This window comes from Cyclobacteriaceae bacterium, from assembly GCA_025808415.1.
In the GTDB taxonomy this organism is placed as follows: domain Bacteria; phylum Bacteroidota; class Bacteroidia; order Cytophagales; family Cyclobacteriaceae; genus UBA2336.
On record CP075525.1, the window covers coordinates 1,127,124 to 1,149,712 of the forward strand.

Here is a 22,589-nt window from a genome sequence, read left to right on the forward strand (position 1 = left end):
TGATTCTTGGTAATTGCCAAGATTTTCAGATGCGCACGGAATTGATCAGCTTGCTGAAGTTGGTGGGATCGATACCGAGGTAGTTGGCCAGGTATTTATGCGGTACCAGTGTTAAAATATGAGGACTACGTTTAAGTAACTCTTTGAATTTTTCTTCGGATGTGAAGCATTGTAGTTCAACCATTCTTTCGAGCAAACCCGAAAAGGCTTGTGTTACACCTAACCGCAATGCATCCGAAACGCAATGATGTTTTTGTATGCACTGATTTACGGCATCGAACGGTGCCCGCAGAAAAACAGCAGGCGTGAGCGTTTCAAAATAATAGGCCGATGGTTTCTGCAGAAAGAAAGAATCGATAATTCCTGCGAATGAAGGGGCATAGGTAAAAACCAGTGTTGCTTCGCGGTTTTGGTCATCCTGATAGACAATGCGCTGAACACCATCTAAAACAAAGTATAAATATTTCTCTACATCACCTGCCGAGGTTATGATTTCCTTGCGCTTTACGCGATGTTCAGTCCAGATGTTGTAGAAGTCGGCTGAGGCTTCGGGTGTTAACCGGCCAAGATGCTCAATGGCTTTTTTTAGATTTTCAACGTTTTGCATCTTCTTTCACCATTAAATCACCTGGTATCGAAGTTCCATTTCTTAAAAGCTTTTCTGAATGCACTTGAATCCGAGTATCCAAGCAGTACAGCAATATCTTTCACTTTAACATTTCCGTTTTTCAGTATACTTCCGGTAAGTTCTTTTTTTATATGATTGCCTAATTCGCGGTAGTTTAAGTTCTCTTCTTTCAGTTTTCGTTGCAACGACCGGGTTGTTAAACCTAGTGTGGAAGCTGCTATTTCAATAGGGGGTACCTGCCCTTTAAATTTTGTCAGTATCTGTGTTTTCAAGGTCTCGGCAAAACCCTTCAGCTTGGTTTGTTCGTCCAATTTTTGTTGCAAAGCGGCATTGAAGAATGAGAACAAGGAGACATCATGTCGGCTGACCGATAGCTTTACAGTATTCTCGTCAAAAGTCAGTGCATTTTTATCCGAACTAAATTTTATTTGGCAGCTTAAAATCCGCTCATATTCTTCGATGGATCGTTTAGGATAGACCAGTTCGGCTTTAGCAGGTACAACTTTCTTGTCAACAAGCAAACGAAATAAGCGAAGTAACCCAGACATAGAAATTTCAACCGATTGACGGGCGCTTTCAGGATACTTCTTTATCCAGAATTCGTGCGGTTGAAAATGTATGCGGGTTAAATTTTTTTCATCGTGAACACGATATTCAAAAATAGTTGAAAACACGTTGTTGAATTTGCAAAAGGCGAGCATCGCTTCACGAAGCGATCTGCAGTTTTGCATCAGGTACCCTGTCATGCCCAATATCCCGGGGCTTATTTCCTCTCCGATGTGAAGCCCCAGCAATGGATCACCCGTTTGTTCAAGGGCAATGTCCCACACCCTGGCGGCAGGCTCAAAGTCAACCAGCTTTTCCGAGTTGTTCAAATCTTCTGGGGCGATGCCAAGATCAGCGCAAAATTTTGAAAAGTTCGCCCCATGCGAAACGGATGCGTAGACAATATCGCGGATGATGGACATTTGTGCATGCATGCGACAAATTAACTGCTTTTTGTCGCAAAATAACCTTCCTCACCCACTCCTGTCTTTCGTTTCTCACAGAAAAATCAAGCATTACCCTTTGACCCATGAAAAAGTTTTTCAAATGGACATCATATTTACTGTTCACTATTGTGCTAGTGGTGTGTGTGTTTTATGCGTATGCATTCTTTTCTACCCGCGCACGCCTTGCAACGAAATACGACATCACCCTTCAACCTATTGACATCACAAGCGATTCTGTAATCCTCTCAGAAGGCGCCAGGCTAATGACGATTAAAGGTTGTCGCGATTGCCACGGTGATGACCTGGGCGGTAAGGTGTGGTTGGATGATCCGATGTTGGGCCGGATAGTGGCACCAAACCTTACGCGCGGAAGAGGCGGACTCCCCAGTGACTACACTTCACATGATTGGTTGACGGCATTGAAGCATGGCCTTAGCCGAAACAAAACACCACTCATCATTATGCCTGCCAATGAGTTTTCAACACTTACGCAACACGATATGAATGCGCTGATAGCGTATGGCCAGCAATTGGAAGATGTTGATCGGGAGTTACCAAAATTACAAATAGGTTTTTTGGGCTACTTGCTCACCAGCCTGGATGCAATACCCATGATACCGGCTGAAAAGATTGACCACACCCGGCAACTGAGTAAGGCGATTGCCCATGAAGTAACGGTTGACTTCGGAAAATACTTGTCGGTTGCCTGTGAAGGTTGTCACCGGAAAAATATGAAGGGTGGTTCTCCCGTTGCCCCGGGATTTCCTGAAGTGGCAGATATCACAGCAAGCGGAAATGTGGGCGACTGGTCGGAAGCAGAATTTATTGGTACACTTCGCACAGGAAAAACACCGGAAGGGAAAATTCTTAAGCAAGAAGAAATGCCGTGGATGCTTACCCAACACTATACTGATGTTGAGTTGAAGGCCCTTTACCTCTACCTGAAAAGCTTGTAGCCTTAATAATGAATTTTATAAACAACACTTGTATGATACTCTTTAATGAAAAAGAAAAGCAAGCTATAGCGGTGATTACCATCATTGCCGGTCTGCTGGCCTTGGCATGTCTGCTTCTCGGTTTTATCGCAACAGAGTTTGATGATGAAGCTTTTGCCAACCCCGCCAAAATTCTCAACATGCCTTCGGTAAATGTGAATTACCTCAGGTGGTTTATGATCCTGGATATGTTTGGCTATTACCTGCTGCTGTTACCCGTTATATTTTTTCTGCACCGGGAGCTTGCACAAATAACAGCCTGGGCTTCCATGCTTACTTCCATGGGATATGGCTATGTGTTGGTTGGCGCGATTGGTGCTTCTGTACTTGCGGTAGTTTGGCCCGACCTGATTACACAGTATAGACTTGCTGATGCTGTCATGAAGGAAATTCTAAAAGCAGATTTTTTACTGATCACTAACGTGGTGGTGAAAGGTTTTTGGAACTACCTGGAAGTTTTGCTTGGCGGAGTGTGGTGGATAGGCGTGGGGCATTTTGCCATACGCAACCGTGCGTTGAAGGTAACAACACTTGTATTGGGAATAGCTTGTCTGATTGATGGCATCGGAGAGCTGTTTCAGATTTCCTTGCTCGCTGAGATTGGCTTAAACGTGTACCTGTTGCTGGGAATCGTTTGGCCTGTATGGATGGGCCTTACTATCATGAAAAACAAAATCTAATAGAAACTATAAATAATTGTCCTATGCGAAAAAGAGTCTTTATAAATCCACAGATTGGCGATAAAGCAACGCTTATAAAAAGCGCTGAAGAAACCAATGGCGAATATTCCCTCATTGAAATTGAACTGGTACCGGGTGGAGGAAATATGGTTCATGCTCACGATCTGTTTTCAGAATCCTTCCGGGTGCTGGAGGGTGAATTATCCATTACAGTAGATCAGTGCGAGTTAACATTGCATTCGGGGGATGCCTATACAGTGGAGCCGAATCATTTTCATTGCTTCCGGAACAAAACAGAAAATCCAGTGAAGTTCATAGTAACCCTTACACCAGGTCATATTGGTTTTGAAAAATCGTTGGCTATTGCATACGGTTTGGCTGAAGATGGAGAAATGAACAAAGACGGTATACCAAACAAATTTTCACACCTGTCTATATTGGCAGCCATGGGAGGAACCAAACTGCCAGGCCCGCTTCGATTAATGATGCCAATATTCAAGATGATTGCCTTATTTCGCAAAAGAACTGCATTGATGCTGGAGCAAAAGTATTGCCATATCAGTTAAACTCTCATTAAGGAGAGATTATAATTGAACAATGCAACAAGTCAGTCAAAACATCATCATCAAAAAACTTGACCAGGGAGAATCCATACCTTATGACCTGTTGTTATTAGCCGACCCTTCAAAAAAAAAGGTAGACGAATATTTAGAAAAGTCGGAAGTGTTTGTGGCAATGGAAGGGAATGAAATCCTTGGAGTTCTGACATTATATCCACTAACCGAAGATACAGTTGAAATAAAGAACGTTGCCGTTAAGTTTGAATTTCAAGGGCAGGGCATTGGAAGTTTCTTGATTAAAGATGCTATACACAGGTCGGCTATCAAAAAGCTCAAAACTATTCTCATTGGAACAGCTAATTCCAGTATCTGGCAATTGTGTCTATACCAAAAACTGGGTTTTGAAATTACCGACATAAAAAGGAATTTCTTTATCCAGAATTATCCTGAGCCCATTTTTGAAAACGCCATTCAAGCCAGGCATATGATTGTTTTATCACTAAAACTGACAGATCAAGCATGAATTTAAACCAGGTTACCGTCCCGTCTTTAGATCTTTCAAAGGCAATTTCATTTTACCAGACATTGGGTTTAACACTTATCGTGGAGGCACTTCCTTACTATGCAAGGTTACAGTGCCCGGAAGGAAATGCTACCTTTTCCTTGCATTTGGTTGAGCAACTTCCTACAGGCTATGGCGTGAATATCTATTTTGAGTGTGATGGTCTAGATAAGAATGTCCAGGAGTTGATAAGCAAAGGAATTGAGTTTGAGGAATTGCCGAACGATAAAAACTGGTTATGGAGAGAAGCCCGGTTGAAAGATCCGGATGGCAATCAATTGATTTTGTACTATGCCGGTGTTAACCGATTAAATCCGCCCTGGCGACTGAAGGCGTAAAGTCACCCTTCGACAGGCTCAGGGTGACAGTCAAGATCATATTTTTTTAAACTTCAACATCAAACTGGTACTCACCACACTCACCGAACTCAACGCTCCATTCCTGGGTGACAGATCAAATCTTCGCAAACCGTAACCGTAAACTATTAGTTACCACACTTACCGAACTGAGTGCCATGGCTGCCCCGGCAATCATTGGATCTAACAAAAAGCCGTTAATAGGGTACAGAACACCGGCCGCGATGGGAATACCGATCACGTTGTAAATAAAGGCCCAGAACAAATTCTGGCGGATGCCCATTACAGTTTTAGTAGATAAGTTCAAGGCCTTCGGTATGGATTGAAGATCCGAAGTGATTAGGGTTATCTTTGCCACATCCATGGCAATGTCGGTGCCTTTGCCCATGGCCATACTTACATTGGCCTGGGCCAGTGCATGGGCATCGTTGATGCCATCGCCCACCATGGCTACTACCTTACCTTCTGCCTGAAGTTGTTTAATGAATTCTGCCTTATCGGAAGGAAGCACTTCGGCTTTGTAGTGTTTCAGTCCTACTTGTTTTGCAACGGCCTTAGCAGTTTGCTCATTATCACCGGTAAGCATGTACACATCGATGCCCTTCTTTTGCAGGGCTTCGATAGCGGCTTTGGATGAAACTTTTATTTTATCGGCAATGGCGATGGCAGCCAGAACCTTTCGCGAATCGGCAAACCAGACCACTGTATTGGCGTTTGCCTTCCACTCCTCTGCTTTGGCATCCAGACTGGCACACCCCATGCAGTTAGACTCTTCCAATAAATTCTTGCTCCCAACATAGTAGGTTATGCCGTTAACAGTGCCTTTTACACCCTTGCCTGTAATGCTTTCGAAAGACTCCAGTTTAGTTTCGGCAGGGCCTTTCAAATAAGAAGTTACAGCCTCGGCTAACGGATGCTCTGACTTTTTCTCAAGTGCATAAAGAATTGAGCGGAGGTGATCCGTGTTTTCAATTCCCTCCAGCCATTCAAAGGCTGCTACCTGCGGTTTGCCTTCGGTGATCGTTCCGGTTTTATCGAGAATGATGGCGTTTATCTGATGGGCCAGTTCCAGGCTTTCGGCATCTTTAATGAGGATATTGTTTTCAGCGCCTTTGCCAACGCCCACCATAATGGCTGTTGGTGTTGCTAATCCCAGCGCACAGGGACAAGCTATTACCAGAACGGTTATTGATGTAAGCAAGGCATGCGTGAAGGCGTCATCACCACCAATCGCCAGCCATGCAATGAAAGTGAGTATAGAAATTCCGATAACAATGGGCACAAAAATTCCGGCAATTTTATCCACCAGTTTTTGCACGGGCGCTTTGCTGCCTTGTGCTTCCTGCACCATTTTGATGATGTGTGCGAGCACCGTATCCGCACCGACTTTCTGCGCTTCAAATTCAAAGCTGCCTTTCTGGTTGATGGTGCCGACAAACACTTTTTCACCGGCCATTTTTTCTACCGGTACGGGCTCTCCGCTGATCATGCTTTCATCTACATAAGAAGAGCCCGATGTTACTACCCCATCCACCGGAATTTTTTCACCGGGCCGTACCAGTATGGTGTAGCCCACCTTCACTGCCGCAATCGGCAACTCCATTTCTACGCCATCTACCTTGGCACGAACAGTTTTAGGTTGTAGGCCCATCAGTTTTTTGATGGCCGATGAGGTGCTGGACTTCGCGCGTTCTTCCAGAAGTTTTCCCAATGTGATGAACGTGATCACTACGGCTGCTGCTTCGTAGTACACATGCGCATGAATACCACGGCTGTGCCAGAACTCGGGAAAGAATGTGTTGAATAAACTGAACAAAAATGCAATGCCGGTGGAGAGTGCCACGAGCGTATCCATGTTGGCTTTTCCAAATTTGGCTTGCTTGAAAGCATGCACAAAGAAAGACCGGCCAAAATAAAAAACTACAGGTGCTGATAGGAGCATGGATATATAGGTTCCTGTTTTCCAATCCATAAAAAACATACCGATGATCACTACCGGTATTGATAATACAGCCGACCAGATGGTACGGTTTTTAATTTCCTGATAGTGCTTTTGCTGCGCTTCCTCTTTTATGGTTTGCGGATCTTCCACATCTACCACCAGGTCGTAGCCGATGGCGCGCACGACCTGCTGTAAATCAGTGGGGTTGGTTGCGGCCGGATCAAATTCCACCAAAGCTGTTTGGTTGGCATAGTTGACCGAAGCCTCTTTTACACCTTTCGTACTTTTTAGCATTGACTCCACGCTAACGGCACAGGCGGCACAGGTCATTTCCAGTACGGGGAAGGTTTGTTTGATGGTTGACATGAATGTATTGAAATGATCCTGCACAATAATACACAGAAACTTAATTTAAGGTTTTACAGAATTCCGGGTTTGGTTTACAGGATGCTATGAATTTGTGGTAAAAAGGGTGATATTTATTTTGTGCAATGAACAAACACAAACGTTAGCGTGCATTTTTTATGGACAGTGACGAGATAGATAAATTGAATGAAATAATTGAGAGTGTTAGACAATCTAACAATGAGTTTGACTATTCAATTGACCTTGACGATAAGAGAATTAAAAGATACAAGGGTTATGCATCTATTACGTTCGACTTAAAATTGGTTGGAGAATTTATCTCTTTACTACTAGACTTAAAAGCAAAGGTGATTGAAGAAAGTGGACAAAATAACAGAGTTAACCAGCTGACAGAGAGAAGTCTTTTCATTTCATCCATCATAACTTATGCAAGATGCTTTACACAGACTGACGGACGGGGAATTAAGTTGGAAAGTCGTGACTGTTTTGGAGAACACCAGACTTCATTTAAACAACTTCACAAAAACTTAATGGACATTAGGAATGAATACTTAGCTCACGCAGGAGTATCAAATAGCGAAAAGATTTATGCAAGTGCGAACTTTAATATTCATGAATCAGATGTAAGTATGAAATTAAGCTACGAGATTATTGGACAATATGGGTTAAGTAGTAAAGACTTGTTTGAATTCTTAGAGCTTATAAAGTATATATTGCCCAAGACAATTTCAAAAAGAGACGAAGCATCAAAGGCGTATTTAGATAGTTTGACGTTGGAAGAAAAAAATGGACTATTGAAAAAAGCAATTGAGAAAAAAACGCACGCTAACACCGGGTTTGTTTAATGGCGGGCGACACAGTCGCCAGTAGTGTCAACAAGTTTATTTATATTCGTGTAGGCGGAAAAATCCGTTGGATTTATCCGCCACTAAACAAACCCAAAACGTTGGTGGCAAGCATAAGTGACAACACCGACAGTAACAATAAACATTAAAAAAATGAGCCTAATACATAACATCATTTACAAGCGACCTCTTGACATTTCAAGACTTGACAAATTCGTTTCTACCATTGATGGTGCAACATACGAAGACAGAGGCGAAGGCGTATTTTACTTTTGGATTGACGGAAAATCTACACGAGGTTTTGATATTACTCTTGAACAAGACTACATTGAAGTTAGAAACACTATTCTTTCAAATAAACACGACTACGATTTAACAAATAAAATTGTAGCAGAAATTATAGCATTGACAAATGGAATTATCATTGACGAAGATGAAGAACAAATTTCTGATTTCCCCATTTTTGACAACGACAGAATAGCTGAAGCAGAAATTCACGACTGCGAAACCATTCAAGTATTATCAAGAGAACACGAAAATATTGCTATTTATGGACCTGTTAGAAAAGTTCATTTTGGCAAAAGATTGCACGAGCAATTCAAAGGACTTAAAGGCGAACAACTAAAAAACAAGATGTTTGAGATTATCTTGACTGTAAATTATCAAATACCAAACTTTGACTATGGTAACATTATGCAAGTCAGGAACTCAGAAGATGACAAGAAAGTAATGAAACTTCTGACAAACGAAACCAACTATATCATTGACAAGTATGACTACATTTTGTTACATACATCAGACAAGCAACCGATTATGATAACAAATGATATTTTAAATACAATGTTGCCTTCAAATTGGAAACTTGTGGACGAATTTACAATTGTCGCACCAATGACAGATGAAAACGAATGGAATAAGTTACTGACAAACGCTAAGAAATTTAACTTATGGAACGAATTTGCAAAGAACTAAAGAATGCCAGCCACCAACACGGGTTTTGCGTCAGGCGGGGTGATGTGCAAACTTGGAGCTTTGTGCTTCTATTCAAGTTCAGTGCTGGCAGACAGTTTAGTGCTCCGAAACCCGCCCGAACGCAAAGCCCGAAAACGTTGCACGGGGTAAACAAGTATGAGAAAATTAACTATTTTATTCGTATTTATCGTAGTGACCGGATCATGCAGCAGGGATTGTGAAAACGCCAATTCCTTATGCAAAGAAGCACCTCCTAATGACGAAGAATGCGGGGCATACTTCCAAAGATGGTTTTATGATAAGAAAAGGGATTCCTGTAAGCAGATTGGATATAGCGGATGCAATCACTACGGATTTGCAACTAAACAAGAATGCGAAACCTGTACGTGTGATTGAAGTAAATGGGTTGACAAATCTTAAACCCGATTAGTGCGGGAATTCCGGTTTACCCGCCAACGTATAATCTATATTCCATTGCGATTGGAAGACAAAACCTTTACTTTTCCTGTTTGGGCCATATGTCTTCCACATCACCAAACCTGAACCGGCAGTTAGGGCTTTTGGGCCTTACCGCAACTGGCATTTGCTCCATGATAGGTGCTTCCATTTATGTAGTACCTTTTATGATCCAACGCAACGTGTCGGGCATTGGGCCATACGTGTTGCCTGCTTTTTTGTTTGCCGCTTTTCCCGCGGCATTGGCAGCGTTGGCCTACACCATCTTGTCGTCCGCCATGCCGCGTGCTGGCGGAAGTTATATTTATGCCAGCCGAGCGTTGCATCCATACCTTGGTTTTGTGGCCAGTTTCTCGCAGTGGTTCGGACTTTCCATTGTTATTGGCGTGGTGTCGTATGTTATTGTGCCCTTTCTACGTGATGTAGCTTCAGCGCTTCAGTTGATTGACGTGGCAAAATTTTTAGACACAGGTGTGGTGCGTGTTGCGCTGTCGTTACTTTTTCTGTGGACGTTTGTATATGTAAACATCCGTGGTGTAAAACTGTATCAGCGTACACTCATTCCGTTAATGCTGCTCATGTTTGCGTTGGGCGCCATTGTTGTGATTTCCGGATTGAGCTTTAACCATCAGGACTTCGCAGCAGCATTGTTTGAAAAGGAGGGAAGGGAAGTAGTGCAGCAGGATGCGGTTTTTCACTGGCCTACATTTCTTTCAGCATCAACTTTGTTGTTCGCAAGTTTTATCGGGTTTGATTCTATCGCGCAAGCAGGTGGTGAAGCTAAAAATCCTTCGCGGAATTTACCCCGTGCTATTGGTTTGGCTATACTCACAGTAAGTTTTTTCTATATCGTTTTCACCCTTTCGGTGTATCATGCGGTGCCCTGGTATTTTGTTGCGCAGGAGTCGCTGGTGAAAGATATAACCGCACCTGGTTTGTTGAGCTATGTGCTTCCTTCAGGTTGGGCTGTGCTTATTGTGTTGGGCGCGACCATAGCGCTGCTCAACGATTTGCCGGCTATGATTCTTTCTGTTTCCCGGCTCATGTTTTCCTGGGCTGAGGATGGCATCTTTCCAAAACAACTTTCAGCGGTTCATCCCAAACTTCATACACCGCACCGCGCCATTGTGCTTAGCGGGGTAATGGCTTCCATCGGCATATTAGGCAGTCACTTTGCCGGAGATTTTTTTCTGGGTATTGATATCATGGTTACATCCATGCTGGTCAACTTTCTGTTGATGTGTGTTTCGGTTGTTGGGCTTCCTAATCGTAATCCGGCATTAGCTGCGCGGATTGCCATATTTACATCAAGACCTTTGCAATTGGTATTGGCCATTGGAGGCATTGTGTTGTTAGCATCATTTCTGATTATCCATATCACTAAAGATCTGTCATCAACGGTTGCTGCCTGGTATTTTCATTCTACGCCTGTTTGGATTATCGTGATGCTGATGGCTTCATTTATTTTCTATGTGCAATGGCAAAGACTTAAGAATGCAGGCGTAGACACAAAGAAATTATTTTCTGAACTTCCACCGGAATAGCACATGAACACATCAAAATACATTGAACTCGCCCCCGGTCTGACCATTTGTCGGGCGGTAACCGGTTTATGGCAAATAGCCGATCTCGAACGCGATGGAACCAAAGTGGAAGCTGAAAAAGCTGCTGCCGCGATGGATGCTTATGCAAAGGCAGGCTTCACCACGTTTGACATGGCCGATCATTATGGATCAGCGGAAGAAATAGCCGGAGTGTTTCAAACAAAATACGCAAAAGGGAAAGCGCAACTATTGACCAAATGGGTACCGACACCTGGAACGATTAAGCGGCAGCAAGTTCGTGATGCAGTTGAACGAGCGCTTGAGCGTATGCAATCAGCGCAAATTGACCTGATGCAATTTCATGCCTGGAGTTATGCGCATCCATCATGGGTTGATGCCTTGTTGTGGTTGCAGGAACTAAAGAATGAAGGGTTGATCAGGTACATCGGCCTTACCAATTTTGATAGCGCTCACTTAAGTATTGTAATCAACAGTGGTATTGAAGTTGTCTCCAATCAGGTGTGTTATTCGCTGCTTGATCAGCGGGCCGCGGGCCGGATGGCGGAGATTTGCAAAAAGTATAGTGTAAAGTTACTTGCATTCGGTACTGTGGCCGGTGGTTTTCTTTCAGAGAAGTGGTTGAATAAACCTGAACCAGTATTGAATGATTCGCTCACATGGTCGCAAATGAAATACAAGCGCTTTATTGATACTGCTGGAGGATGGGATGTATTTCAAACCTTGTTGAGTACACTCGATCAGGTGGCGAAAAAATATAATGTAGGTATAGCCAATATTGCCAGCAAGTATATGCTGGAGCAGCCGGCTGTTGGCGGGGTAATTATTGGCGCCCGGTTAGGGCAAAGTGAACATATCACAGAAAATGAGAAACTGTTTTCATTTGAATTGGATAGCGAAAGCAAGAGAAAGATCGCTCTTGCACTATCCATGCTGAAGCCAATACCTGGTGATTGTGGCGATGAGTATCGCAAGCCGCCATTCTTAACGGCATCGGGAGACCTGAGTCATCATGTGGAAAGTTTTCCAGCGCCCTATCCGGCTGTTCAGGGAAGCGATAGAAGAAGCAAAGCCTTAAGCGGAACGGTTTGGGAAGATCTGGCAGGGTTCAGCAGGGCGGTTAGAAAAGGAAATCGCATTTTGGTTTCCGGTACAACGGCAACGCATGGCTCAAAAGCAATGTGTGGAAATGATCCTGCAGCGCAAACTCATTTTATTATCGATAAGATTGAAGGAGCCATTCAGTCACTTGGCGGAACATTGAACGATGTTGTCCGGACAAGAATTTTCATTCGCAACATTAATGATTGGGAGCCCATTGCCCGTGCTCATGGTGAGCGATTCAAGGACATTCAACCGGCAAACACTATGGTGAAAGCTGAATTGATTGGTGATGAGTACCTGGTGGAAATGGAAGCGGAGGCCATTGTTGAGTAACAGCCTTATTATGGCAAGCAATCCCAGGTCTGTGTTGACACAGACCTGGGATTTGTAAAGTTTTCTGTATTTATTTTTCTGTGTACTCCAATATATCCCCGGGCTGGCAATCCAACGCTTTACAAATAGCCTCCAGTGTACTGAAACGAATGGCTTTAGCTTTTCCGGTTTTAAGTATAGAAAGATTGGCAAGGGTCAGATCAACTTTCTCCGAAAGTTCATTCAACGACATTTTCCGCTTCGCCATCATCACATCCAGGTTTACAATAATTGGCATAGCTCAAACGGTTAATTCGTTTTCTGATTGAATTTCTACACCACGCTTAAACACTTGTGAAATAATGAATACAAGACCTGCCATAAAGAGAAATTCTCCTGTGGCAAGATCTCCAAGTGTCATATCAGTTTTTTTCAGTAACCAACTGGCGTGTGTATTATTCAATTGGGCAATAATCCAGATTGCTAAAAGTGTATAACTGATCCTTTCCAGAATACGGGCAACTTCGTTGGTAAAAGGGTTTGCCAGGTTTACTTTCGAAAGACTTCTAATGACCAGAAAAATCATGTATGCTTTCAAGCCGATATAAACAACTAAGAAAGAAACAAATTGAGAGTAATACCAAAAGTTATGCTGGCTGAGCTTATAGAAATCCAGTCCTCTATATAAATCTTTTGCTGCTGTTGGGTTTACACAACTTACTGCATAAGAAGTAAGGATTGCCCCTACCTTGATCGTTAGGCCAATGAATGCAATCCATGCCAGTACACGCATGATTACCAGTATTTGTTCAGTTCTCGTTTTTGTGTCCATAAAAGTTGAGTTGTTATTAATATTTCAAATATCAGTAAATATTTATTGATAAACAATAAATATAAAATGATTTTCGATAAAATTATATAATTACCGATTTTGAGGGCAGAAATGTGCTTTTTTGGATTTCGTGCGGGTAGCAGAATGACTACTAGAAAATAATTTAAAACGGGATAGGGGTAATCCCCCGGTCAATTGTCATGGTATCAAAAAATAAGAAACCCATGAAAAAGCTATTGATCCTTCTTTTTGCCTTATCTGCAACCTTTGTGGCCTCAGCTCAAGGCGAAATTCAAACCGTTTTTAAGAGCTCCCGTGTTACCGGTTATGGTGCCATCACCAATAAATTTACTTCTATCCGTGGCGATTATGCCAATATGGTTGGTGCTTATGGTGGTGTGTTTATCGACCGGAAAGTAATGATTGGTGTAGGTGGATTTTCGACCACCAACAAAATTCAAGTTCCAGCCGAGTTTAGCAGTAATCCCGGAGTGGAAATGAGTTATGGATATGTTCAAACCGGCTTGATGACGGAGTATGTACTCGCTTCCAACAAGCCTGTTCACCTGGTGTTATCCATGTTTGCCGGTGCCGGTTTTTCTTACCAGTATGAACATTGGTCAAATCCCAATTATGATTGGAATGTTACTCATGGACCTTATGATCAGAGCTGGTCTTTTGTTATGGAGCCTGGGGCACAGGTTGAAATCAATCTCTTTCGCTGGGTGCGCTTAAGTCCTGGTGTGAGTTACCGCAGATCATACAACAGTGACGGTGTTGGTCTTTCCGATAGTGACCTAAGTGACTGGAATTATAGTTTTACCTTAAAGTTTGGGAAGTTCTGATTTCAGATTCTTATTTATTGAATCGAGTCAAGGGGCTTGCGTACTTTGTCAAACTCCCTTGACTTTTTCAATTCGGATGGTGTAAGACCTGTAACTTTTTTAAACTGAGCGGATAAGTGGGCAACACTGCTATAGCCTAACCGATCGGCAATCTGACTCAGGTTTAGTTCATCATAAAAAAGTAATTCTTTAGCCCGCTCAATTTTTTGCCTGATGATGTATTGCTCCAGCGTGATACCTTCCACTGATGAAAACAGGTTGCTGAGGTAATTGTATTCGTAGTGTAATTCTTCCGAAAGAATATCCGACCAGTTGTGTTTCAGATTTACCCTGTCGGTATGGTGAATAAGCTGAATGATTTTATTTTTGATGCCTTCAATCAACCGGGCCTTTCGATCGTCAATCCGTTCGAAACCTAAAGCTATTAATTCACTGTCGAGCTGTTTTAGGTTTTCTTCCGATAAATCATTTTGCAAAATAACTTCGCCTAGTGAAACCTTTTCAGGTACGTGACCAAATTTATGGAGCAATTGCTCCACGGCCATGATGCACCGATTACAAACCATATTTTTGATGTAGAGTGTCATAATATCTTACTACTTATGTCTTGCTACTTATGTCTTTCTACTTGTGTCTCCACCTCCAATCCATCCGAGATGTGTATTCTTAAAGTTATCAGTGTACTTTAAACCGTATCCTACAATGCGATCGAATGAACTATGCCCGAATAACACTACCCCCACCAAAGTAAGTTCATGAATCACCAGAAAGTAGCCGGCAAAGTAGCATGCAATAGCAATACCTTTATGATGTGATAGGTTATAAGTAAACGCTCCCACTTTTGTATTCACAAGATAACCCAGCATACCAAGATCGGGCGCCAGAAAAAAATGCCCAGAAAACCCAGCCTTTAAAAGGCAGGAAGGAATTCAGGTAGACCGCAAGGCCAAACATGGCAAGCTCTTCAAGGCGTAAAATATTTTTCATGATTTTCTTTTCTTAAAGTGATCAGGCAAATCCTCTTCGGAATTTTTTTGTAGTAAATATTGAAGGCCTTCTTCTCTTGTGTCAAATGCTTTAAAGTTTCGCTGGAGGAAGATATTTAGGCCAGTCAGCAATATTCGCTTGGTAAGATTTAGCCCAATAACTGCCTGCTTTATGATAAGATGCCCATGCTTTGAAAGTTGTTTTTCAATATGACGAATGAAATCGGGGGTTCCATAGTTATCGTCTTGCAGCAAACTCATAACCAACATGGGTTTATTATTGTTGGTCAGTACTTCAGTTGCCTGATCAAAGATGTCGATCATTTCAACCGGCTTTGCACCACGATAGTCGACTTCAAGGATTTCTGTTCCGTCAACCACTATAATTTTAACACCAGCCATTTGGTTAATTATACTTTTTCCACCACCACTGAAATACGATAAGCCCCCAAATGTGGGCGTGTACATCACCGGGATTGGAAGAGAAAAGCTTTGCCTTGAGTTTAGCTATTTCAAGGTAGTTGAAAATCCCTTGTTCTTCAACGAATTTTTTCGAAAGCAGGTCATCAACAATCAGTGATTTCATTTCATGGCGCAACCACTTTAACAGCGGCACTTCAAAACCTTTCTTAGGACGATTATATAATTTCAATGGTAGAAAGTCTTTAAAAGTATCCTGAAGAATACGCTTGCGCATAGAGCCATTGACTTTGAACTCATACGGTAGGCTGAAAATGAAATTCACCAGTTCATAGTCCAGGAAAGGTGTACGCACCTCCAGGCTGTTGGCCATACTCATTAAATCCACTTTTGTGAGCATATCGTTGGGAAGAACAAGCTTTGTGTCTGTAAGCAGTATGTCATTTATGGTTTCCGTATCAGGAATGGATTCCAGTACGGATGCCCGTCTGGGGTAGAAATCATTGATCCATAAATTTATCTGCAGATCTGGGTGAAGCAGCTTAAGGGTTTCTTCTTTTGTAGCAAACCCCGCCCAACGCCAGTAACGTTCTTTCGATGATAGCTTCATTCCTTCCGCGAAGCGAGCCAGTTGTCTAGCTTTGTTTCCCAATAGATTGTTACGCGATTGGGGTAAGGCTATCCAAAACGGCTGAAGCGTAGCCACCAGGTTTTCTTTCCATGTTTTATTAATGACTCGATAATGTGCCGCATGCTTATTATAGCCACCCAGCAATTCATCTGCCCCATCGCCCGATAGGGCCACCGTGGCATGTTTGCGGGTTTCTTTGCTCAGTATATAAACGTTTATGGCAGATGAATCCGCAAACGGCTCATCGATGTAATCCAATATGGAATTAACGTGTTCGTATAAATTGTTATTGGTGAGTGAGAAAACAGTATGTTCTGTATCGAAATGTTTTGAAACCAGGTTGGCATAATTTGTTTCATCGAAGAATTTTTCATCCTTAAACCCAATAGAAAACGTGTGCAGATCAGGTTTGTGCTTACGGGCAAGTCCGGCAATAACAGAAGAGTCAATTCCCCCACTTAAAAAGCAGCCTAAAGGAACATCAGCAACCAATCTTCGTTGTACAGATTCCTCCAGTAATGTTTTGAATTTTGCCTTTGCATCCTCATAACCAATAGGATTTCTTTCTGAATCCTCTCTCGTGTACGGAATATTGTAAAAATTGCTGATGGTTAATTGCCTATTGTCAATTGTTAAATAGTGTCCGGGCATAAGTTTTTTAACCGTTTTAAAAATTGAATCGGGTGCCGGAATGTAATTGAGCTGAAGATAAGTGTAGAGCGAATTATAATCGATTGCTTTTTCTATTCCATACTGCATAATGGATTTCATCTCTGAAGCAAAAATGAATTTGTCCTCATCGTGCAGGTAGAGCAGGGGTTTTACGCCATACCGGTCGCGTGCAAGGAAGAATGTTTGTTCCTGTTTATCGTAGATGCAGAAGGCAAAAAAGCCATTGAGCCGGTTCAGGCATTTCTCTTTTTCAAGCATGTAGAGTTTTAGCAATACCTCCGTATCGGATTGTGAGAAAAAGGAAACTCCTTCGGCCTCAAGTTCCTTTCTCAGTTCGCGGTAGTTGAATATTTCACCATTGAATATTATTGTAAATCGTTTGCCTTCATCCCACATGGGTTGATGGGCAATGGTACTCGTATCGATGATGGAAAGCCTTCGGTGCCCTAATCCAACAAACTGATCGTGGTAAATGTCCTGATAATCCGGACCACGTTTTTGCAAGGCCATGGTGGCGTTGGTAAGATGGATCATGTTCATCTTACCCACCAGGTTAAACGCAAATATTCCGGTTATTCCACACATACTGTGGTTTTAAAGTTCAACGTTCTTGGTTCATGGTGGTTCAACGTACTTTGTATTGGGCAACCTTTAACTTTAAACTTTTAATCTTGAATCTTGAATCTTGAACCTTGAATTCTCAAATTAATGACGTTTGCTATTAAATAACAGCGAAGCCAGCTTCATACCCAGCAACATACACACCCAACATAATAATACCACAAACTCCCAATACTTTCCGCCAACATTTGGCAGTTTCGCCTGTACACGGGGCAGGTAACTCATAAAAAAGATAAACCATACATAATACAGGTAAATCGATTGTATCCAGTAGAATTTTTGATGGTTTAATTTTCCGGCTTTGTAATACTGTTGTACCCATGGCATGGCAAATATCAATACATAGGCCAGGAATCCACCGGCCAGCCGTATCGGTATCAATTCATTTCCCGACAGGTAAACAAAGGTGAGCAATTGGAGTAAATGAATGCCATGCCCCAGTGCAAATACGAGAAAATACCGGGGAGAGAGGATAGCTGAAAGACGCGATTCATGTGCCGGCAGTAAAATAAAAAGTAAGCTGAAAACAATCAGCGATAACCTTCCTGAATAGCGTGTTACGGCCTGAAGCCCCTCCACTGTATAGCCGAAATGACTAATGGCTAATGCGGCACTGACAAGTTCAAGTGCTACTATTAGAACAACACCATTACGAATACTCAACGGCTAATCGTTTTTTTTTACAGTACACGGATCATGATGTTTCGGTACCATACCTTATCGCCATGATCTTGTAGCGAAATGTGCCCTTTGGTTGCCTTGCCGAAGCCGGGCATTTCCTTGAACTTACTTCCGGCTACCATGGCATCCCACTCGGGGGTATGCATAGTAAAGTTTACCACGTTTGTACCATTTAGCCAGAATTGATAATTGCCATTATCGGAAACAATACGAACCTGGTTCCATTCACCGGCAGGCTTTACCGTTTCGGTGGAGCAGGAAATTAAATCATACAGATCACCGGCACGGTGTTTAATAATTTTAGCATCCGGATGGCAGTTGTTATCCAGCACCTGCATTTCAGGGCCTGTTTGCCACACATAATTGTATTGTGCGTCTTCCACTACGTTAAATATAATTCCACTATTGCCACACGAATCAATTTTCCATTCCAACATCAGTTCAAAATTTTCATATTCGCCATCGGTAATAATATCGCCTTTACCTTCGGTTTTGGTGTTATCAAAATGTAAGGCTTCATCATCAATCACCCAGGCCGCTCCGATGGTGTTGCTTTTAAAATTGCGCCAGCCGTCAGTTGTTTTACCATCAAATAGTAATACCCAGCCATCAGCTTTCTGCTCTTCCGTTAACATGTTGTTTGTGGTTGTCGACTCAACGTGTTGCGTCTCTTGTGTTTTTTGCTGGCAGGCAACAACCAGCAACAAAGCTATAGTTAAAATTAAATAGGGTTTCATAAGGTTAGAAAGTTAGTGTGGGCTTAAAGTTAACATTATTGATGCAATGGCGGTTTAGTCCAGTACCTTAATGGAGATATTCCTGAACCACACCTCATTGCCGTGGTCCTGTAAAGCGATGTGACCTTTTTTAACGGTTGCATAACCCGGAAAATCTTTCCATTTGCTGGCTTCTTTTCGGGTTGTCCAATCTGTCGAGTAAAGTTCATACGCTACCACCTGGGTACCATTCAGCCAATGCTTAATATGATTTCCGTCAGCTACAATTTTTCCTTCGTTCCATTCATCAATGGGTTTTAGGACTTTGTTCTCGGCAACATGCATAGCGTAGTTACATGCGGTTTTGTTTTCTTCGGCAAGCTGGCCGGGGTAGCCGGTGTCATCAATAATCTGGTATTCCGGGCCGGTAGAATAGGTTTGATCGTAGTCTTCGCTAACACGAAACATTACCCCGCTGTTGGCCTGGGCGGCTATTTTAAATTCAAATGTGAGTTCAAAGTTTTGAAACTGTTCTTCGGTGATCAGGTCCGAACGGAAATTTGCCCCGGTATCGGCAAAGGGTTTGCAATGCAGCGTTCCATCAACCACTTCCCATGAATTATTTTCTTTGTTTTTAAAGATGCGCCAACCCGTTAAGGAATGGCCATCGAAAAGATTGAGGCTTTCAACTTTAGTTGCCTGCTGTACTTCACTACCTGGTTGGTTTGATGCGCAGGCCAAAAGCATGATGGATGAAACAAGAAGAGAAGTTATTTTCATAAGGATGTATTTTGGACATCCAACTTAAAAAATTTTACCTGGATTGAGAATGTTTTTCGGATCAAACACACGCTTAATGCCACGCATTAATTCAAGGTTTGTTTCCTTCATGGCCAAGGGCATATAAGGGCGTTTGGCAATACCGATGCCGTGCTCGCCCGATAACGTTCCGCCCAGGCTCACGGTAAGCTTAAAAATCTCGCCAATGCCTTCGGGTATTTTGGTTTCCCAAACTTCATCGCTGATGTTTTCTTTGAGAATGTTCACGTGCAGGTTTCCATCGCCCAGGTGCCCAAAGCAAACGGTATTGAAACCATAAGCCTTTCCGATTTGCTTGATGCCCGAAATGAGTTTTGGGAGATTGGCGCGCGGCACTACCACATCGTCACTCTTGGTGAGCGTATACCAGTTTACTGCCGGTGAAATATTTTTACGAACCTTCCATAACTCGGCTTTTTGGGCTGCCGTGTCGGCAAAAAGTATCTCACCCGACTGGAATTTTTCAACAACCCCCATCACACGCTCGGCATCACGCATCAGCACTTCCTCATCGTTGCCATCCAGTTCGCACAATAAATAAGCATTCATATTTTCCGGTAGTTGCGTAGTTACCGGGCTGCCCAACACCTTGTCGCAATATTCGAAAGTTTTTATACCGGCCTCACGTTCAAAAAATTCCATGCCCGAAGGCTGAATGCCTGCAGTAAAAATGGCAGCAATGGCACGGCATGCTTCTTCATTGGTAACAAACGGAATGAGCATGAGTACATTTTTCTGCGGATACCCACGCAGCTTAAAAACTATTTTGGTAATGATGCCCAACGTTCCTTCACTGCCGCACATGAGTTGTGTAAGGTTATAGCCTGTTGAATTTTTTAGGACGTTCGCACCCGTCCATATAATTTCACCATTAGGCAATACTACTTCCAGGTTTAAAACATAATCGCGGGTAACACCATACTTCACCGCTTTAGGGCCACCGGAGTTTTGCGAAAGATTGCCACCCAAAAAGCATGAGCCACTGCTGGCCGGGTCGGGTGGGTAAAATAATCCTTTTTCTTTAACCGCATTTTGAAACACTTCGGTGATTACGCCAGGTTCTACGGTAGCCTGTAGGTTTAGTTCATCGATCAGTAAAATTTTATTGAAGCGTTCCATCGAGAGTACAATGCCATGATGGGTAGGCAAGGCAGCCCCGGCAAGCCCTGTTCCTGCCCCACGGGGCGTCACCGGAATATGATGATCGTTACAGGTTTTCATAATCCGGCTTACCTGGTCAGTAGTGCCGGGTTTCAACACGAGTGATGGCAGAAAAAAGTAATCTTCAGTTTTGTCATGGGCGTACTCCTGGCGCCTTTCTTCATCAAGAATCACGTTTTCTTTGCCGATAATGGCCTCAAATTCGCTCAGGATGTCAATACTTACTTCAGGAAATGCCATGCGTTTTATATATTTGGAAAATAATTTTTTAAACGGTTCAAGGATGCTGATTTTTTGCCGTAAAGGTAAGCAACCTTTTCAGTTACTTTTTCTGCTCGCCATTCTGTTTTTTACATCTTGTGCTTCACACAAAGCCAGGGTACGCGATGAGAAAGTTGACAAGGTTATTCAAACTGCCCGAAGCTATACGGGCACGCCTTACCGCTATGGAGGTACGACACGGTCAGGTATGGACTGTTCAGCCTTAACCATACATTCTTTCCGTACCTTAAATGTGGAGTTGCCCCGCAGCGCAGAAGGGCAGAGTAAAGTGGGCAAGGAAGTTAAGCTAAAAGAGCTTCAGCCCGGTGACCTGGTGTTTTTTGCTACGGGGAAAAAGAAAAGGCAAATTACCCATGTTGGCTTGGTTACCGAAAAAAAGGCCAGGGACAACATAAAATTTATTCATGCCTCTACCAGTTTGGGTGTGGTGGAAGATAACATTTATTCTGCTTACTATATCGAACGGTTCAGGACTGCCCGCAGGTTGATTGATTAATACCGATGCATGGGTGTTCCTGATGTTTGCTATCTTACCTGATCAATAAAATATAATGAAACCTTCAGTTGCAACGTCCCGAAGGGATTTTCTAAAATTAACCGCACTTTCAGCTACGGCACTATCCATTCACAGTGCATCTGCTTTTTTTCCAGTCGCTGGTAGACCTATTGTTATTTCCACCTGGCGAAACCCCGATGCCAATGCGGCTGCATGGAAAGTGGTGGCGGCAAGCGGTCGCGCGTTGGATGCAGTTGAACAAGGAGCGCGTGTACCGGAAGCAAACCCAAAGGATACTTCCGTTGGGTATGGCGGGCTGCCGGACCGCGATGGCTGTGTAACATTGGATGCCTGCATTATGGACGAAAAAAGTAACTGCGGGGCCGTGGCTTTTGTACAAGGTTACAAACACCCGATTTCTATCGCACGGGCTGTGATGGAAAAAACACCGCACGTTATGCTGGTTGGAAAAGGCGCAGAACAATTTGCTGCTTCGCAGGGGTTCAAGAAGGAAAAACTGCTGACTAAAGAATCAGAGAAGGAGTGGAAAGAGTGGCTGAAGAAATCGGAATATAAACCTTACCATAATCCGGGGCAGCATGACACCATTGGTATTTTAGCTTTAGATAGTCAAGGAAATTTATCAGGAGCCTGTACTACCAGTGGTATGGCGTTTAAAATGCACGGTCGTGTTGGGGACTCACCGATTATTGGAGCCGGACTTTATGTTGATGGTGAAGTGGGTGCCGCCACGGCAACGGGCTTAGGCGAAGAAATGATAAGGATAGCGGGAAGCAATAGCATAGTGGAATTGATGCGCCAGGGTTTAACACCGCAAGCGGCCTGCGAAGAAGCCATTAAACGGTTGATCAGGAAACGAGGTGAAGAAAAAGCCAAAGAACTGAGTGTGGCATTTTTGGCATTAAGTGTGAACGGGGAGGTTGGCGCATATTCAACGAACGATGTTTTTGAATATACACTCACAACATCAGATCAAATACATACCGTTATCCGATCAGGGAGTTATTTTTAAGGGTTAACATTTAATGGTTAACATACTTTGAACCCGTGACTGGTGACCGGGGGCCATTTTAA

Annotated in this window: 26 protein-coding genes and 1 pseudogene; 14 read left to right on the forward strand and 13 right to left on the reverse strand. The window is 42.9% G+C overall.

The window, feature by feature from the left end; genetic code table 11:
* Positions 1–25: 25 nt before the first annotated feature.
* Together KIT51_05220 and KIT51_05225 are read right to left on the reverse strand one after the other, a co-directional pair.
* Positions 26–607 carry a Crp/Fnr family transcriptional regulator gene (locus KIT51_05220; protein ID UYN87662.1) on the reverse strand — a complete coding sequence of 194 codons (582 nt, stop codon included), beginning with the start codon at positions 605–607 and terminating at the stop codon, positions 26–28.
* 17 nt (positions 608–624) lie between these two features.
* On the reverse strand, positions 625–1,608 hold the full coding sequence (locus KIT51_05225) for an AraC family transcriptional regulator ligand-binding domain-containing protein (protein UYN87663.1): 984 nt from the start codon (positions 1,606–1,608) through the stop codon (positions 625–627).
* A gap of 95 nt (positions 1,609–1,703) precedes the next feature.
* Between KIT51_05225 and KIT51_05230 the strand changes: the two genes are divergently transcribed.
* Genes KIT51_05230 through KIT51_05250 form a run of 5 tightly spaced genes read left to right on the forward strand, consistent with a single transcriptional unit; the run spans position 1,704 to position 4,755 of the window.
* Complete coding sequence (locus tag KIT51_05230) at positions 1,704–2,576, forward strand: c-type cytochrome (protein UYN87664.1); 873 nt, start codon at positions 1,704–1,706, stop codon at positions 2,574–2,576.
* 32 nt (positions 2,577–2,608) lie between these two features.
* On the forward strand, positions 2,609–3,295 hold the full coding sequence (locus KIT51_05235) for a hypothetical protein (GenBank protein ID UYN87665.1): 687 nt from the start codon (positions 2,609–2,611) through the stop codon (positions 3,293–3,295).
* Positions 3,296–3,318: 23 nt separating this feature from the next.
* Positions 3,319–3,861, forward strand: a complete 543-nt coding sequence (locus tag KIT51_05240) for a cupin domain-containing protein (protein UYN87666.1) — start codon at positions 3,319–3,321, stop codon at positions 3,859–3,861.
* Positions 3,862–3,892: 31 nt separating this feature from the next.
* Positions 3,893–4,378, forward strand: coding sequence for a GNAT family N-acetyltransferase (locus KIT51_05245; protein UYN87667.1), 486 nt, complete (start codon positions 3,893–3,895; stop codon positions 4,376–4,378).
* Complete coding sequence (locus KIT51_05250; protein UYN87668.1) at positions 4,375–4,755, forward strand: VOC family protein; 381 nt, start codon at positions 4,375–4,377, stop codon at positions 4,753–4,755. The genes KIT51_05245 and KIT51_05250 overlap by 4 nt, the downstream gene beginning before the upstream one ends.
* Positions 4,756–4,870: 115 nt before the next feature.
* On the opposite strand, the gene KIT51_05255 is transcribed toward KIT51_05250, so the two are convergent.
* Entirely contained in the window at positions 4,871–7,081 is a 2,211-nt protein-coding gene (locus tag KIT51_05255; GenBank protein ID UYN87669.1) for a copper-translocating P-type ATPase, read from the reverse strand.
* Positions 7,082–7,239: 158 nt separating this feature from the next.
* Here KIT51_05255 and KIT51_05260 point away from each other — a divergent pair, with 158 nt between their 5' ends.
* From KIT51_05260 to KIT51_05285, 6 genes are all read left to right on the forward strand, one after another.
* The gene (locus KIT51_05260) at positions 7,240–7,926 is read left to right on the forward strand and encodes a hypothetical protein (protein UYN87670.1); all 687 of its coding nucleotides are present in this window, start codon (positions 7,240–7,242) and stop codon (positions 7,924–7,926) included.
* On the forward strand, positions 7,926–8,075 hold the full coding sequence (locus tag KIT51_05265) for a hypothetical protein (GenBank protein ID UYN87671.1): 150 nt from the start codon (positions 7,926–7,928) through the stop codon (positions 8,073–8,075). Before KIT51_05260 ends, KIT51_05265 begins: the two co-directional genes overlap by 1 nt.
* Positions 8,076–8,079: 4 nt before the next feature.
* Complete coding sequence (locus KIT51_05270; protein UYN87672.1) at positions 8,080–8,898, forward strand: hypothetical protein; 819 nt, start codon at positions 8,080–8,082, stop codon at positions 8,896–8,898.
* Between the two features lie 156 nt (positions 8,899–9,054).
* On the forward strand, positions 9,055–9,294 hold the full coding sequence (locus KIT51_05275; GenBank protein ID UYN87673.1) for a hypothetical protein: 240 nt from the start codon (positions 9,055–9,057) through the stop codon (positions 9,292–9,294).
* 122 nt (positions 9,295–9,416) lie between these two features.
* On the forward strand, positions 9,417–10,898 hold the full coding sequence (locus KIT51_05280) for an APC family permease (GenBank protein UYN87674.1): 1,482 nt from the start codon (positions 9,417–9,419) through the stop codon (positions 10,896–10,898).
* A 3-nt stretch (positions 10,899–10,901) separates the two neighbouring features.
* On the forward strand, positions 10,902–12,353 hold the full coding sequence (locus KIT51_05285; protein UYN87675.1) for an aldo/keto reductase: 1,452 nt from the start codon (positions 10,902–10,904) through the stop codon (positions 12,351–12,353).
* Positions 12,354–12,423: 70 nt separating this feature from the next.
* Here KIT51_05285 and KIT51_05290 read toward each other — a convergent pair whose 3' ends face one another.
* The gene (locus KIT51_05290) at positions 12,424–12,630 is read right to left on the reverse strand and encodes a helix-turn-helix transcriptional regulator (protein ID UYN87676.1); all 207 of its coding nucleotides are present in this window, start codon (positions 12,628–12,630) and stop codon (positions 12,424–12,426) included.
* A gap of 3 nt (positions 12,631–12,633) precedes the next feature.
* On the reverse strand, positions 12,634–13,164 hold the full coding sequence (locus KIT51_05295; GenBank protein ID UYN87677.1) for a DUF2975 domain-containing protein: 531 nt from the start codon (positions 13,162–13,164) through the stop codon (positions 12,634–12,636).
* Positions 13,165–13,388: 224 nt separating this feature from the next.
* Between KIT51_05295 and KIT51_05300 the strand changes: the two genes are divergently transcribed.
* Positions 13,389–14,009: a hypothetical protein gene (locus tag KIT51_05300; GenBank protein ID UYN87678.1), complete on the forward strand. Its 621-nt coding sequence runs from the start codon at positions 13,389–13,391 to the stop codon at positions 14,007–14,009.
* Positions 14,010–14,023: 14 nt separating this feature from the next.
* Here the strand turns inward: KIT51_05300 and KIT51_05305 are convergent, their stop codons facing one another.
* The 8 genes and pseudogenes from KIT51_05305 to KIT51_05340 all read right to left on the reverse strand — a co-directional run bounded on the left by KIT51_05305 (position 14,024) and on the right by KIT51_05340 (position 20,956).
* Positions 14,024–14,596, reverse strand: coding sequence for a helix-turn-helix transcriptional regulator (locus KIT51_05305; GenBank protein UYN87679.1), 573 nt, complete (start codon positions 14,594–14,596; stop codon positions 14,024–14,026).
* 27 nt (positions 14,597–14,623) lie between these two features.
* A pseudogene (locus tag KIT51_05310) lies at positions 14,624–14,996 on the reverse strand (DUF4260 domain-containing protein).
* Positions 14,993–15,397, reverse strand: coding sequence for a hypothetical protein (locus KIT51_05315; protein UYN87680.1), 405 nt, complete (start codon positions 15,395–15,397; stop codon positions 14,993–14,995). The pseudogene KIT51_05310 and the gene KIT51_05315 overlap by 4 nt, the downstream one beginning before the upstream one ends.
* Before the next feature lie 4 nt (positions 15,398–15,401).
* A complete protein-coding gene (gene asnB, locus KIT51_05320; protein ID UYN87681.1) occupies positions 15,402–17,303 on the reverse strand; it encodes an asparagine synthase (glutamine-hydrolyzing) in 1,902 nt (633 codons plus the stop codon).
* 120 nt (positions 17,304–17,423) lie between these two features.
* A complete protein-coding gene (locus KIT51_05325; GenBank protein ID UYN87682.1) occupies positions 17,424–18,002 on the reverse strand; it encodes a hypothetical protein in 579 nt (192 codons plus the stop codon).
* Positions 18,003–18,019: 17 nt separating this feature from the next.
* A complete protein-coding gene (locus KIT51_05330) occupies positions 18,020–18,757 on the reverse strand; it encodes a DUF1080 domain-containing protein (protein UYN87683.1) in 738 nt (245 codons plus the stop codon).
* Between the two features lie 54 nt (positions 18,758–18,811).
* A complete protein-coding gene (locus KIT51_05335) occupies positions 18,812–19,516 on the reverse strand; it encodes a DUF1080 domain-containing protein (protein UYN87684.1) in 705 nt (234 codons plus the stop codon).
* Between the two features lie 24 nt (positions 19,517–19,540).
* A complete protein-coding gene (locus tag KIT51_05340) occupies positions 19,541–20,956 on the reverse strand; it encodes an FAD-binding protein (GenBank protein UYN87685.1) in 1,416 nt (471 codons plus the stop codon).
* A 43-nt stretch (positions 20,957–20,999) separates the two neighbouring features.
* Here KIT51_05340 and KIT51_05345 point away from each other — a divergent pair, with 43 nt between their 5' ends.
* Together KIT51_05345 and KIT51_05350 are read left to right on the forward strand one after the other, a co-directional pair.
* Entirely contained in the window at positions 21,000–21,494 is a 495-nt protein-coding gene (locus KIT51_05345; protein UYN87686.1) for a C40 family peptidase, read from the forward strand.
* A gap of 55 nt (positions 21,495–21,549) precedes the next feature.
* Positions 21,550–22,527, forward strand: coding sequence for a N(4)-(beta-N-acetylglucosaminyl)-L-asparaginase (locus KIT51_05350; protein UYN87687.1), 978 nt, complete (start codon positions 21,550–21,552; stop codon positions 22,525–22,527).
* Positions 22,528–22,589: the final 62 nt, after the last annotated feature.